Origin of the sequence: Pontibacter toksunensis (genome assembly GCF_042686245.1) — a bacterium.
GTDB lineage: Bacteria > Bacteroidota > Bacteroidia > Cytophagales > Hymenobacteraceae > Pontibacter > Pontibacter toksunensis.
On sequence record NZ_JBHUOX010000001.1, the window covers coordinates 215,931 to 230,363 of the forward strand.

Genomic DNA, 14,433 nt, shown 5'->3' on the forward strand with positions numbered 1-14,433 from the left:
CTTCTGCAACAATTTTGAAAGTTTGGTACAGTATTTGGAAATAAGCCAGTATGTATGCTGACGTGCACCAACATACGCTAACCAACTACAAAATTAAAACAGTAAAAGATATACATGAAAACGAAACAGTTTATAGCAGGCATGACTCTTTCAGCCATTTTAGGGGGAGGCATTGCAGCAGGTAGTTATAAGTTATTAGACAGTGATACAGTTTACGCCTTCCAGGAGCAGTTGCAGCCGCAGGTTCGCTACACCAGCGATTTGCGCAGCAGCACACCTATTGTACCTGAAGGACTTAACTTTTTAAAAGCAGCACAGTCAGCCACGCCAGCCGTTGTACACGTGATGACGGAATACAACTCGCATAATACAGCCAGCCGCGGTAACAGCCAGATGGACCCTTTCCTGCGCGAATTCTTTGGTGATAGAATGCCACAGGAACAGCAGATGCCGCAGGGTGTGCAGAGAGGCTCCGGCTCCGGTGTTATTATTGCCACCAACGGTTACATCGTTACGAACAACCACGTAATAGACAAAGCAGATAAAATAAAGGTAGTGCTGGACGATAAGCGCACGTATGAAGCGAAGCTTATTGGTACAGATCCTACAACAGATATAGCGCTTCTGAAAGTAGAAGCTGACAAGCTTCCTACAGTGCGTTACGGTAACTCCGACGACCTGCAGGTAGGGGAGTGGGTGCTGGCAGTAGGTAACCCAATGAACCTGACATCAACAGTAACAGCTGGTATTGTGAGCGCGAAAGGCCGTAGCATCGATATCCTTCGCTCTAACAACCCGAACCAGCGCTATAGCATTGAATCCTTTATTCAAACAGATGCTGCTGTTAACCCTGGTAATTCAGGTGGTGCCCTTGTAAACCTGAATGGTGACCTGATTGGTATTAACACTGCCATCGCCTCTCAGACTGGTTCTTTTGCAGGATATTCTTTTGCAGTTCCTTCTACTATTGTAAGTAAAGTAGTAGACGACCTGCTGAAGTATGGTGAAGTACAGCGTGCTCTTTTAGGAGCTGAAATCCGAGAGATTGATTCAGACTTTGCGAAAGAAAAAGGGTTGAAGACTTTGAATGGTGTTTACCTTGCGAACGTGGCTGAGAACAGCGGAGCCAGTGAAGCCGGTTTACGCTCAGGAGACGTAGTGACAGCCATTAATGGTGCTGCAACAAAGAAATCTTCTCAGTTACTGGAGCAGGTGGCCCGTTACCGCCCTGGCGATAAAGTAAAAGTGACTTACCTGCGTGACGGCAAAGAGAGAATGGCCAATGTAACGCTGAAGAACATGAACAACAGCACAGAGTTGGTGAAGCGTAGTAAGGCCGAGGCAGTTTCTTTTGAAGGTGCCCGTTTTGAACCAGTAGGCAAGCAGGAGATGGCGAAGCTTGGTATAACCGGAGGCGCTCAAATTGGCAATGTGAAAGGCAGCAAGTTCAGCGATTCTGGTATGAAAGACGGCTTTATCATTACCCGCATCGATAAGCAGCCGGTAAATGTGCCATCTGACGTAGAAAAATACTTGAATGACTATGACGGAGGTGTTGTCTACTTGGAGGGAGTTTATCCGGATGGTCTAAAAGCGTACTATCCAATAGGAAAAGAATAACTAATAAAACATAAGTAGTAAAAGAGCTTCTGCAGTATTGCAGAAGCTCTTTTTGTTTTACATATCTAAAACTGATTCACATAAAGCTCCTTCTATAAAGAGAGAGATTTACTATTCGTTGGCACGGAGTGAATGTATTTCCGGTCTTTAAGTTGAGCGCCTGGGGGAAGGGACCCTGTATTTGAAGGTTTTTAGGTGCCGCGAGCGGCAGCGTCCTGGCGCAGGAGAGCTCCCAGTGCGGAACCCTTAATAAGACCAAAAACATCACGATGCGGCCTCTGGGCCTGGAGAGCACAGCGCAGTAGCTATAGAACAGTAGGTTTGATGCCGCTGGATGAACTACACCTACGGCAGTTTAGACAGAATTCCTATAGAATACTCTTTTATAAGGCATTAAAAGGAGAAGTATCTCTGAAAAAGTGCCCATCAATTCATACTATCGAGTAGTAGCAAGTTGGGACGGGAGCTTATAAAACACTTAGCTTCACTTGCTGCTATTCAACCAGAACCAGCTTAGCGAACATGGGGAAATGATCAGAGTTGAAGGCTGGCAGCCGCTCTAGTTCCAGAAGTTTAAACTGCTGCGTAACAAAGAAATGGTCCAGTGGCCAACGCTGTATAGGCGATTTTGCATTAAATGTGTTGTAGAGTCCTCTGCCTAGGCGCACGTTATTCAGGTTTCCCTCTGACTGAAACAGGCGGGTTGTATGCGACCAGGAAACATCATTGTAATCGCCGGCTACGATGTTCGGTAATTTATTTTCGGCTACAATAGCGCCCACTTTCACCAATGCAATTTCTTTTTCTCCAATATTATCCGGGTGTTTTTTGCTTGGCACCGGCGGTACCGGATGTACCCCATGAAACATAAAGAGCTCCCTGGAAGGCAGCTGTACCTGTGTGTGAAAAGAAGGTACTTCAGGCTCTTGCAGAAACTTTACTTCACTTTTGCTTAATGGGTACTTCGAGTATAAAGCCATCCCATAGGTGTTGTCCAGCGGGTACAGCATGGTGTATGGGTAATCATTTTTAAGTGGCTCCAGGTGTTCCACCCACCACTTATTCGTTTCCATTGCCAGCACCATCTCCGGATCAGTATCCCGAATAATGTTTAATAAAGCGTCTGCATTTCTGTTCGGCATCAGCACATTAACTATCAGGATTCCCACGGTATTGGCATCAGTACTTTCTGACGGTTCTGCAGGAGGCACCGTTTTATCTCCTGCAAAAGTATAGGGCAGCACGTAAAAAGCTTGTAAAACTAGGGCTGAAACCAAGCCAACAGCCAGCGCTGTAGCAGGAACAGACCAGCCTTTTTTGAGCAGAGTAAAGAGTATAAGGCAAACAACAGCCAGTATCAGAAACTGCAGTCTCGCAAAGTCAAGAATCTTAATATACCAGCTGGGTACATCGTAGAGCAGCGATAAAAGCGTTCCTATGATGACAAGGACACTAACGAATATGACCAGGTAAAGAAAAATTTTCTTCATCATGTGGGTGCAGTTTTTTGATTAGGAAAATCATGGTATATGTATAGCGATAATTTTTAAATTCTGTGGAGCGTGTAGCATATATAAACAAAAGCTTCTGACTCAGCAGGCTGCGTTTGGGTTTGGGTATGCTCCCTTGTTTTCTTCTTCCCCACGGTCAAGGCACAGGAAATCTTTTTCTACCAGCAGCTCAATCCCGCGACCTTTACCAGTGTTAACTTTAGCATTAAAGCCTACCTGGTCATTGTTTGACCAATCCTCCGCCACATGTCCTGGCACATGTATAGTTACTTGGCCTAAGGCATAATCAACAGCAAATTCAGACTTAGTGGTTATTTCCAATGTAAAGCACAGCTGATTTGTCGGATCAGGTCCGAATTCAATTATTTCAGTTATTATTCCGTGCTGCTGAAAATGACTTACCTCCGGTTGCTTTAGACGGAATCGCAAAGAATTTCCAAGAATTCTGATTTTCATATTTATGGAATAAAAATAAGTAACACTCACTCAAAGCACCTTCCCGAACTGGAATTGTATTGTTTGACTTGATACGCATGAACCATTCTTGAGTACATACCTATGTGAGATTTTGATTTCTATAGCAAAAAAATCAAATAGTTTCTGGCGCAGGTTAGAGTAGCAGCACATGCGACTTTAACGTTACCTTACCAGCGCCTTTTCTTTCGCCTGCCCTGTATCTTGTTTCATGTTATTGTTCTTTTTGATGCCGAATTTTTCGCGGCCTGTATCAGAACGGTTGCTTTTAATCTCTGGGCTATAGAAGCAACACAATCTTAAGTGCTTAAAGTACATGTCCTTATCAACTAAAATTTCGTTAATACGGGTATGGTGAAATTGGGTATTTTAAAGATACAGCGTAGTGGCTGGAGGGATTGAAGCGTATATTTTAAAACGAAAATCATGGAATTTAAATCATATAAGGAAGGAGAACTTTTTTGCTACCTGAGCATTACATCACCTCGTTCGGCACAGGATGTGCCAGGAGGTGTAAGTGCAGGCAGAAGTACTAATGAAGGTGGTTCCGAGAAAAGATTAGCCTTGTACTTGAAATTAGCTGACCACTTATCAGAAGGAAAGAACCTGTGGGTGATAATAAGAGAGACGCCGGAGAGCATAAAGCACTTTGGTCAATTGCAACCCCAGCGTATCGGCTGGAAATATCAGCTTATTGCTAATGATACGGAAGGTATGGGGGTTGATAAAGGGTTTGTGCCAGTGCAGGATTCTTACAGTCCTTTAGAAAATGAACAGGGACAAGCGATGCTGCTTTTTAAGCTGCCTGACCTGGCGCCTCTTCTGGAAGTGTCAGAGGACTTGCTGGGGGATGTCACGTCACATATAACCGTACTTGCGCTAGGGGGAGAAGCAAAGAATGTTGTCGAATCACTACAGAGCACAGAGGCCCCTCCTGAACCGGAAAGTATACTTGGCACCAGTGACCTGTTTATCAACCTTACAGTGGCAAAAGAACAAGGCTACTACGACACGCTCCTGGTAAAGGCAAGGCAGGACATAGAAGAACTTCTGTCGAAACATACTTCCTGAAAAGTTTAACTCTTGGTTCAACTTAAACCAGGCAAGGAGTGAAAGCAATTTTTAGCATATGCTGCTGTTCATAAAACAGACAATTTGGCTGCTTTTACTGCTTTGGCTTTTTGTTTGATGATACCGTAGCTTTACAACATGAACCAAAAAGCCAGAAATGCCTTGCATTAAACTGGCAGCAGATAAAACCATGACCAAAATCAGATCAACTACCGTTTGTGGTATCTTCCACAATGGAGAAGTAGCGCTTGGCGCTGACGGCCAGGCTACCATGGACAAGCACATTGCAAAAAGCAATGTGAAGAAAATACGGAAACTGCTGGATGGCAAAATAGTAACAGGCTTTGCCGGTTCTACTGCCGATGCCTTTACCTTGCTGGAGCGCTTCGAAGAGAAATTGGGCGCCTACCAGAGCAACATGAAACGCGCAGCCATCGAGCTGGCCAAAGACTGGCGCAAGGACCAGTACCTGCGCAAGCTGGAAGCCATGATGGTAGTTGCCAACAAAGAAGAGCTGCTGATTATTTCCGGTACAGGCGATGTGCTGGAGCCGGACAACCAAATAGCTGCCATTGGATCTGGTAGTATGTATGCGCACGCTGCCGCCCTGGCACTTAAAAAGCACGCACCGCATTTATCTGCAGAAGAAATGGTGCGCGAGGCCCTGAACATTGCAGCCGATATATGTATTTATACCAACCACAACTTAGTGGTGGAGAAGCCGGCGCAGTAAGCCTGTTTTTCTTGTATAAGCGCTGGCAAGAAAATAATTAAATCATGAATTTTTCTGTGCAATTTATGTTATGCATCTGAAACCGGAGGTCATATACCCGGCTATCATTCCACCCGCATTTATTTGGTGTTCGAACAGCTGCTGTTTATATGCCGTAAGGTATAAACCAGTTAATTTTAATAATTTGCACAGCCATGCTGCCAGATAGAGCAGCGTTTGGAACAAATCAATAAACTATGCAGGTAACAGATTTTTTAAAGAAACACTACAAGCATTTTAACGCAGCCTCTTTGATTGATGCTGCCGAAGGTTACAAAACACACCTCAACAATGGTGGTAAAATGCTGGTGACATTGGCAGGTGCTATGTCTACAGCGGAATTGGGTATCATACTGGCAGAAATGATTCGCCAGGACAAGATACATGCAATCTCCTGTACAGGAGCTAACCTGGAAGAGGATATCTTCAACCTGGTGGCACACGATTTTTATGAACGCGTACCGCATTACCGTGAGCTTTCTGCTGCCGATGAAGAGGAGCTGTTAAGCCGCCACCTGAACCGTGTAACTGATACCTGTATCCCGGAAGAAGAAGCCATGCGTCGATTGGAGCATGTGGTGCTGAAGTACTGGGAAAATGCAGACAAGGCGGGCGAGGCTTACTTTCCGCACGAGTTCTTCTACCAGATCTTGTTGAGCGGCGAATTGGAGCAGTATTACCAGATTGACCCGAAGAACAGCTGGATGCTAGAAGCAGCAAAGAAGAACCTTCCGATAATTTGCCCGGGTTGGGAAGATTCAACCTTAGGTAACATTTATGCAGGACACGTTATCAGCGGCGACATCAAGAATGTGCATACCATGAAAACGGGTATTCAGTACATGATGGAGCTGGCTGAATGGTATACCCAAACTGCCAAAGAAGAGTCTACTATTGGTTTCTTCCAGATTGGTGGTGGTATAGCTGGAGACTTCCCGATTTGCGTGGTGCCGATGTTGCACCAGGATTTACAGCGCGAAGGTGTTCCACTTTGGGGCTACTTCGCCCAGATTTCTGACTCAACCACCAGCTATGGTTCTTACTCAGGGGCTGTGCCTAACGAGAAGATTACCTGGGGTAAGTTAGGTAAAGAAACTCCAAAATACATGATCGAGTCGGATGCTACGATTGTAGCGCCTCTGGTCTTCGCTATTGTACTGGATATGTAATAAATAACTTCCTGCTTTCTTAAGCAGGATATAGATATAAAAGCACTGGCTCATGGTGAGCTAGTGCTTTTTTTTATGAATATATCTGATAGTCGCTAAAACAAAGGGCCTCCCAGATAATGAGAGGCCTTTTGTTTTTTATATAAACTTAAGGTTTATGCAGGTACCATCATTTTTTCTTCTCGGTCCCAGTGGCGGTGTTCTTTAATAGCCTCTATAAAATGAACCACAAATTCTTTCGCCTCTGCATCGTTACCTGCAGTAACCACGCCTTTGTCTGACATGACCTTACCCGATGTTTTATCGGCGAAGTTGACGCCCAAGACCTCTGCTTTCTTGAAAAGTACTATGCCACTCCCGGAGGTCGCGATGGCTTTACAATGCTTAAATGCTTCATTTATGAAGTGCAAAGCATCTCCTTCTTTCATCAGCGCTTCTATACTCTTTTCACCGTCAGGAATGTAAATCGCATCGTACATAATAGAGCCTGTGGTAATGTGGCTCTTATCTGTTTCTATCTCCTCACCGGTGCTGGATTTGCGCATACCATGGAACTTCGATACAATTTTGGCACTGGCACCGGCATCCTTCAACGCCTGCTTCACCTGCATTACTTCGCAGTAGTCGTAGCCATCCTCGAGCAGTATCGCTACTTTTCTTGACTTTGCCGTTCTGATTTTGTCTTTCTCGATGCTCACGAACTTCGTCTCTTTCACAGACTTTCCGTTCTTCATTTTTTTGCTTGCATCATTAGCCTCATAGTTGCCCGTCGACTTTTGGTCAAAGTTTTTAGGCACTTCTACGCCTATTCCTTCCGCAACCATTTTAGCGAAGTCCATCGATACTTTAGAAAAATGACCCAGCATGCGCTGTCGTATTTCTTTCGATTCGACCTTCCCGAGTTCGAAGTGGGCGGCTTTTACAATGTGTTTCTTTTCCGGCTCAGACATAGAGTTCCAGAACATTGTTGCCTGGCTGTAATGGTCGTTAAAGCTTTCGCTTCGGGCACGGATTTTATGCCCCTCCACTCTTTCCATATAGTGTTTATAGCCACCCATGTTTTCCGGTGCCATCATCGGGCAACCGCCGCCAATTGTGTTAGGCCAGTAGTTTACTTTGCCCTTGTTTATCGTCTGGCGCATGAAGCCTGCACCATGGTGATTATGGACAGTAGTCACCGGGCGGTTTATCGGCACCTCACCAAAATTCGAACTATTAAAGCGGTTCAGTTGGGTATCAATGTAAGAGAAGAGGCGGCCTTGTAGCAGCGGGTCATTGGTTACATCAATGCCGGGCACCAGGTTGCCTGGGTGAAAAGCCACCTGTTCCGTCTCTGCGAAAAAGTTGTCCGGATTGCGGTTCAGTACCATCTTCCCAATCGGTCTCAATGGCACCAGTTCCTCAGGTATGATTTTAGTCGCGTCTAAGAGGTCAAAGTCAAATTTAAATTCGTCCTCTTCCTCCACAATCTGAACATTCAGTTCAAACTCAGGGTATTCGCCCATTTCTATGGCTTCCCACAGGTCGCGGCGCAGCCAGTCCGGGTCTTTACCCGCTAACTTCTGTGCTTCGTCCCACACCAGGGAATGTACTCCCAGCGTCGGCTTCCAGTGGAACTTCACAAAACGGGCTTTGCCTGCTTCATTGATGAATCGGAAAGTATGCACACCAAACCCGTCCATCATTCTAAAGCTTCTTGGAATGGCGCGGTCAGAAAGGACCCACATGATCATATGGTTTATCTCCGGCATCAGGGAAGCAAAGTCCCAGAAGGTGTCGTGTGCAGCAGATGCCTGCGGCATTTCATTATCCGGATCTGGCTTGATAGCGTGTACTAAGTCAGCAAATTTATTGGCATCCTGAATAAAGAAAACCGGTATATTGTTTCCTACCAGATCGTAGTTTCCTTCTTCTGTGTAAAATTTGGTTGCAAACCCCCTCACGTCGCGCACCGTGTCTGCAGACCCACGGGAACCAACCACTGTGGAGAAGCGCACAAAAACAGGTGTTCTTGTGCTCGGGTCCGTCAGGAACCTGGCTTTGGTAAATTCTTTCATGGAGTCATCGTAGGCCTGAAAATAACCGTGTGCGCCAGATCCCCTTGCATGCACCACCCGTTCCGGAATGGATTCGTGGTCGAGGTGAGTCATTTTTTCGCGGAAGTGGAAGTCTTCCATAATCAATGGCCCGCGCGAGCCCGCCCTCAGTGAGTCATCGGTGTGGTTTACCCGCACGCCCTGGTCGGTTGTCATGTACTGGTCCTTTGGATCTTCTCTGAAATCCTCCAGCTGCTTGTTTTTGCTGTTTTCGTTTACCTGGGGTTTGCTTTCCTTCTGATTCCCGTTGTCTTCTTGCTCTTTCATGTTTATAGTAGTAGTCAATTTTTAGATGAACTGTTTTGCTGATATAAGATGCATCCGACTTAGGGTGGAGCAGGAATATGCTACCAGATAGAAATAGGTATAGTGGGAGCAATTTCTTGAAGAAGTTACGGGGATAAAGAGAAAAACGTTGGTTATTTAAGTATACTATTAGTATTAAAACAAGATTAAAATAGCATTATATGCAGGATGTGGAGCAGGCGAGGAGATGTGTAAGTAGAAAAGCCTCTTTAATGATGATCTACACAAACCGGGATAAGCAAGTCTGCTATTTCCGTTAGGGTAGTCAGAGGTTTCAATTCAGGAAGAAACGGTAGAAGCGGGTTCTTTTCTTTTAGGAGAAGTGCATGAGCAGTATGGCTTCCTTGAAATTTTTTCTCATACTGTTAGGAAGATACTTACCCGCTGGTAAATTATACTTTTTCATAGTGGAGAAGCAAAGAAAAAGTTTTGTGTATAGTTCTCTTCGAAGGCGGCAGTTCCAGGGAAACAAGACTAAAAAGTGAGTAAGCAAAAAGTAGTTGCTTATGACATAGCCGGGAATTACGATAGTTTTTCCCTATAAGAAACAAGAGAATAAACCTTGTAGGAGGGCGTAATTAACTAATCAATTCTCTTTTGCCGAACCGGAATTCGTCGTCTTTCAGGAAAAAGTCACCGCATTTCTGCATAATGGTAAGGTTGTCGAGCGTTATTTCCCAGTTAAAATTGAAATCGCATAAATAAGACAGAACCGGACCAAGAATTTCAGGTGTTGTATCGCCGAGCGCAAGCGAAATATGGGGAAGCCACAAGTTCGGGTTATAATAAACACCCATTTCAGTGCTCATCTCGGCAATGTCCCGGTGCAGGCGGCCGTGCAGATCGTTCAGCGGTGGCGTGCGAAGTACGGGTATAAAGATGACGGGGTTCTTCCCCGGGAAAACGCCTAGGCCTGTTGTTCGTACAGTAATTTTCCGGGTTTCCAGGCAGGTCAGTTCCAGGTATTCCTTCAGTTCGTCCATATCCGGAACCTCAGCTGTGAGAGCCGTCAGGTGAGGGTAAGGTGTTATCTTTACCCCACTTAAACCAAATTTATCCTCGAGGTTTGATGTCAGATCAGACACGCGCTGTGAAGTGGTGTTGTCTAAAAGCGAAGCAATCGCAATCATAAGGGTACAGCTTTTAGTACTTTATTAGCTATAAGCAAAATTGCTGAGGCTATAGCATAAAGATATGAAACGTACCAGAACTATTATTGTTTAGATGTACAAGGCGGAATTATAATGCACGCATGCAAAAAGTATACTTCTGACACTTATAAAGTAAATTTTTGTATCAGGCTTTATCTATTCATAATTGTATTCAATAAAACAGCTTTATACGGTGTCCTGAAGTGGGTTGAAATAATCATTTATCATAGGACACTTAAGATAAGGTACTTCTGTTTTGTACCTCAACACGAGCTGTTATTTTACAAAATGAAAATTATTGCACCTTCAGAGGCACTGCTGTGTTTTTAAGAGACGCACAAAATTGAGTACCTTTGTTCTTCAGTATAAATTATAACATGGTTTCGATCAACAATCTCAGTTTCCACTTTGGCAGCCGCCCCTTATATGAGGATGCCAACCTGCATATAAAACCCAAAGACAAAATAGGCCTTATCGGACTAAACGGTACAGGAAAATCTACACTGCTGCGCATTATTGTAGGGGAGTATACCCCTGATAGTGGCAGCATACAGATGAGTAAGGAAACATCTATCGGCTTTCTGAACCAGGACCTGCTGAGCTATGAAACGCATGAGAGCATTCTGTCTGTGGCCATGCATGCTTTTGAGGAGGCTTTAAGCCTGCAGCAGGAGATAGACAAGGTGTTGGTGGAGTTTGAGAATAATTTTCATGACAATCTGGTAGACAAGTTGGCACACCTTCAGGAGCGTTTTGAGGCGCTTGGCGGGTATACCATGCAGGCCAGTGCAGAAGCTATTCTGGAAGGCCTTGGCTTCAGCACGGCAGAACTGCAGCAACCACTGGCTACCTTTTCAGGTGGCTGGCGCATGCGCGTAATGCTGGCCAAAATCCTGTTGCAGAAACCCTCGCTGCTGTTGCTGGATGAGCCAACCAACCACCTCGACCTTCCCTCCATTAAATGGTTGGAGTCTTACCTGGAGCGATACGAGGGGGCAGTGGTGATAGTGTCTCACGACCGGGAGTTCCTGGACCGTACCACGAACCTGACGGTGGAGGTATCGAATAGTAAGCTGAATGTATATGCAGGTAACTACTCCTTCTATATGGAGGAGAAAGTGCTGCGCGATGAAATACAGAAAGGCGCTTTTGAAAACCAGCAGGCACAAATACGGCAGGCAGAGCGCTTTATTGAGCGTTTCAAAGCCAAAGCATCCAAAGCCAAACAGGCGCAAAGCCGCATGAAGCAACTCGAGCGCATGGACCGCATAGACGATGTGGCGCCCGATGCCGCAAAGGTGAACTTCAGCTTTAAATTTAACACGCACCCGGGCCGCCACATTTTTCGCTTGGAGCACATGAGCAAGAGCTTTGGCGATAAGGTTATCTTCAAAAACACGAATGCACATATTGAGCGCGGAGATAAAATTGCGCTCATTGGGGCTAACGGTAAAGGTAAGTCCACACTGCTGCGCATTATTGCCGGTACAGAGCCTATAAAAGGCAACCGGGAGTTAGGCCATAATGTCATCATGGCGTTCTATGCCCAGCACCAGTTGGAGGCGCTGAACGTAGAAAACGAGATTCTTCAGGAAATGCAGCAGGCGGGCTCTAAGAAAACAGAGGTAGAACTGCGTACTTTGCTGGGCTCGTTCCTCTTTACCGGCGATACGGTGTTCAAGAAAATCAAGGTGCTGTCGGGAGGGGAGAAGAGCCGTGTGGCTTTGGCCAAAACACTTATCTCAGAAGCTAACTTCCTGATGCTCGATGAACCGACCAACCACCTGGACATGCAGTCGGTGAACATCCTGATACAGGCTCTTGAGCAATATGAAGGTACTTTCGTCATCATCTCGCACGACCGTTTCTTTGTGGAGAATGTGGCTACTAAAATCTGGTACATCGAAGACTATGAACTGAAGACTTACCCGGGTACATATCACGAGTATGAAGCCTGGCAGGAGAAAAGAGAGAAGGAGCAAAAGAAGGTGGAGGCAACTAGCCCGGAGCCAAAGCAGCAGGAAAAGCAGCCAAAAGAAAAAAGCGATTTCTCGCTGCTCACAAACCAGTTAAAGCAGGTGAACAAGCAGCTGAGTGACGTTGAGAAAGAAGTACAGAATCTGGAAAAGGAGAAGCAGGACTATGAGAAGCAGCTGGCTGATCCAAAAGTCTTCGGCAATATTGACCTGCTACAGGAGGTAACTCAGAAGTTCGAGGCTGTACAGAAGAAGTTGGATACCGTGCAGGAGAAGTGGGAAGAACTGATGCTTGAGATTGAAGGACTAGAAGCCAGGATTGCAAACTAAGAGAAAACCTATTTTAGTTTTAATAGAGTAAAACAGCAAAGGCCCCTGACACTTCAGGGGCCTTTGCTGTTAAAGCCGGGTTTGATAAACCAGCACACTCCAAGGGGGTAAGGTTAACATTTCCCCCTTAGCCAGCTGCTCAGCTGCTGAAAATTCCATGTTTCCCTGCTCCTGTAGCCACTGCCTCTCTTTTGAGTTCAGGACTTTACTCCAGTGAGTTCTGGTGTTCGGTAAAGTATAGCTGATTTCATTTTCAGACAAGTTGAAGAGGCAGATCAAACTTTCAGTGTGGTTATGGTTCTGGCGCATGAGTACCAAACCGTCCTGCTCCAGCGTCTGGGCTTCTACATCCGCTTTATTGAAATTTTGAAGTACAGAATTTGAGCGCCGAAGCTGAATTAGGGCTTTGTGCCAGTTGAGTAGCTTCTGGTGCTTCCCTTCTTTTCTTTTTCCCCAACCCAGCTTAGACCGCTGGAATGTATCCTCGTCCTGCGGGTCGGGGAGAGCCCCCCTGAACTTATAATCAGCAAACTCTTCTTTACGTCCTTTCTGCACGGCCTTTATGAGATCTTTATCGGAGTGGCTCACAAAGTACAGGAATGGATTATCTTCTCCGTATTCTTCGCCCATAAAGAGCATCGGAATGTAAGGCGACAGGAATACTGCCGCAGCAGCTAACTTCAACCGCTCAAAATCTACCAGCACCGACAGCCGATCGCCTTCCGGTCGGTTGCCGATTTGGTCATGGTTCTGCGCGAAGGCTATGAAATGATTACCAGGAACAGAAGCAGATGAAGTCCCGAAACTCTTTTTCCGGAATTTGACATACTCACCACTGTGCACGAAGCCATCAGTTAGGGCTTTTGAGAACTGCTCCATTTTACCGAAGTCTTCATAAAACTGCAATCCATCTTTATCCAGCAGCACATAAAGGGAGTGGTGAAAGTCATCCAGCCACTGCGCATCAAACCCAAAGCCTCCCACTTCTGTTTTTTTCACAACACGCGGGTTATTCAGGTCGCTTTCTGCAATGAGGTAGAAAGACCTGCCCATCTGCTCTGCTAGGGCCTGTATCTTGTTTTGCAGCAATTCCCAGAAAGAAACAGCGCTCTGGTCGAAAATAGTATGAATGGCATCCAGTCGAAGCCCGTCTATGTGGTAGTACTCCAGCCAATACAACGTGTTATTTGCAAAATACTCCCGGACACCGTCAGAATGAGCACCATCATAGTTAATGGCTTTTCCCCAGGGGGTACTATACTTTTCAGAGAAGTATGGCCCATACTCCTCGAAATAATTTCCTTCCGGCCCCAAGTGGTTGTATACCACGTCCAGGTATACAGCTATTCCTTTGGCGTGGCAGGCATCCACCAGTTTCTTAAGGCCATTAGGTCCGCCATAGGAGTTTTGTACTGCATAAGGGAATACGCCGTCATAGCCCCAGTTTCGGCTGCCCGGAAATTGTGCCACCGGCATGAGTTCAATTGCATTGATTCCTGTTTCCTTCAAAGCATCAAGGCGTGGGATGATGGCTTCAAAAGTACCCTCCGGGGTAAAGGTGCCCACGTGCAACTCGTAAAGCACCAGGTCCTGAAAGGGGAGGTTCTTCCAGCTGGTATCGCGCCAGGTATAAGCCCCATGGTCTACTACTTCCGATGGACCGTGCACCCCTTCCGGTTGGTAATGGGATGCAGGGTCAGGATATTCTTTTTTACCGTCAGGTTTATAGTAGTAGCGGATGTCAGGCGATGCCGGTTCTATTTCTGCACTAAAGTAACCCCACTCTGCGCAATCCATTTCTATTTCCTGTTCCTCCGGGTGCACGAGGCGCAGCATCATCTTCTTTTTTCCCGGAGCCCACACCGTAAACCGGCACCGGCCATTCCCTATATATTCAGAGCCTACTGTTTTCATCCTTTATTGACTGTAAATTGTGTAACAAAACAGCTTCTACTCA

Annotated in this window: 10 protein-coding genes; 5 read left to right on the forward strand and 5 right to left on the reverse strand. The window is 45.8% G+C overall.

What is annotated here, in order from left to right; translation table 11 throughout:
- The first annotated feature begins 114 nt into the window (after positions 1 to 114).
- Entirely contained in the window at positions 115 to 1,620 is a 1,506-nt protein-coding gene (locus ACFS7Z_RS00965) for a Do family serine endopeptidase (RefSeq protein WP_377479500.1), read from the forward strand.
- Positions 1,621 to 2,114: 494 nt separating this feature from the next.
- Here ACFS7Z_RS00965 and ACFS7Z_RS00970 read toward each other — a convergent pair whose 3' ends face one another.
- Both ACFS7Z_RS00970 and ACFS7Z_RS00975 read right to left on the reverse strand, forming a co-directional pair.
- Positions 2,115 to 3,113 (reverse strand): endonuclease/exonuclease/phosphatase family protein, encoded by a 999-nt coding sequence (locus ACFS7Z_RS00970; protein WP_377479503.1) that lies wholly within the window; start codon positions 3,111 to 3,113, stop codon positions 2,115 to 2,117.
- A 99-nt stretch (positions 3,114 to 3,212) separates the two neighbouring features.
- Positions 3,213 to 3,587 carry a DUF7009 family protein gene (locus ACFS7Z_RS00975; protein WP_377479506.1) on the reverse strand — a complete coding sequence of 125 codons (375 nt, stop codon included), beginning with the start codon at positions 3,585 to 3,587 and terminating at the stop codon, positions 3,213 to 3,215.
- 444 nt (positions 3,588 to 4,031) lie between these two features.
- Here ACFS7Z_RS00975 and ACFS7Z_RS00980 point away from each other — a divergent pair, with 444 nt between their 5' ends.
- The 3 genes from ACFS7Z_RS00980 (at position 4,032) to ACFS7Z_RS00990 (ending at position 6,617) form a co-directional block, all read left to right on the forward strand.
- Positions 4,032 to 4,676, forward strand: coding sequence for a hypothetical protein (locus tag ACFS7Z_RS00980; RefSeq protein ID WP_377479509.1), 645 nt, complete (start codon positions 4,032 to 4,034; stop codon positions 4,674 to 4,676).
- 190 nt (positions 4,677 to 4,866) lie between these two features.
- Positions 4,867 to 5,409, forward strand: a complete 543-nt coding sequence (hslV, locus tag ACFS7Z_RS00985) for an ATP-dependent protease subunit HslV (RefSeq protein WP_377479512.1) — start codon at positions 4,867 to 4,869, stop codon at positions 5,407 to 5,409.
- A gap of 236 nt (positions 5,410 to 5,645) precedes the next feature.
- Positions 5,646 to 6,617 carry a deoxyhypusine synthase family protein gene (locus ACFS7Z_RS00990; protein WP_377479515.1) on the forward strand — a complete coding sequence of 324 codons (972 nt, stop codon included), beginning with the start codon at positions 5,646 to 5,648 and terminating at the stop codon, positions 6,615 to 6,617.
- A 155-nt stretch (positions 6,618 to 6,772) separates the two neighbouring features.
- Here ACFS7Z_RS00990 and ACFS7Z_RS00995 read toward each other — a convergent pair whose 3' ends face one another.
- A complete protein-coding gene (locus ACFS7Z_RS00995) occupies positions 6,773 to 8,980 on the reverse strand; it encodes a catalase (RefSeq protein ID WP_377479518.1) in 2,208 nt (735 codons plus the stop codon).
- 617 nt (positions 8,981 to 9,597) lie between these two features.
- The gene (locus ACFS7Z_RS01000; RefSeq protein ID WP_377479520.1) at positions 9,598 to 10,149 is read right to left on the reverse strand and encodes a 2'-5' RNA ligase family protein; all 552 of its coding nucleotides are present in this window, start codon (positions 10,147 to 10,149) and stop codon (positions 9,598 to 9,600) included.
- Between the two features lie 398 nt (positions 10,150 to 10,547).
- On the opposite strand from ACFS7Z_RS01000, the gene abc-f reads away from it, so the two are divergent.
- Positions 10,548 to 12,476 carry a ribosomal protection-like ABC-F family protein gene (gene abc-f, locus ACFS7Z_RS01005; protein ID WP_377479522.1) on the forward strand — a complete coding sequence of 643 codons (1,929 nt, stop codon included), beginning with the start codon at positions 10,548 to 10,550 and terminating at the stop codon, positions 12,474 to 12,476.
- Positions 12,477 to 12,545: 69 nt separating this feature from the next.
- Here the strand turns inward: abc-f and treZ are convergent, their stop codons facing one another.
- Positions 12,546 to 14,390, reverse strand: a complete 1,845-nt coding sequence (treZ, locus tag ACFS7Z_RS01010) for a malto-oligosyltrehalose trehalohydrolase (RefSeq protein WP_377479525.1) — start codon at positions 14,388 to 14,390, stop codon at positions 12,546 to 12,548.
- Between the last annotated feature and the right edge of the window lie 43 nt (positions 14,391 to 14,433).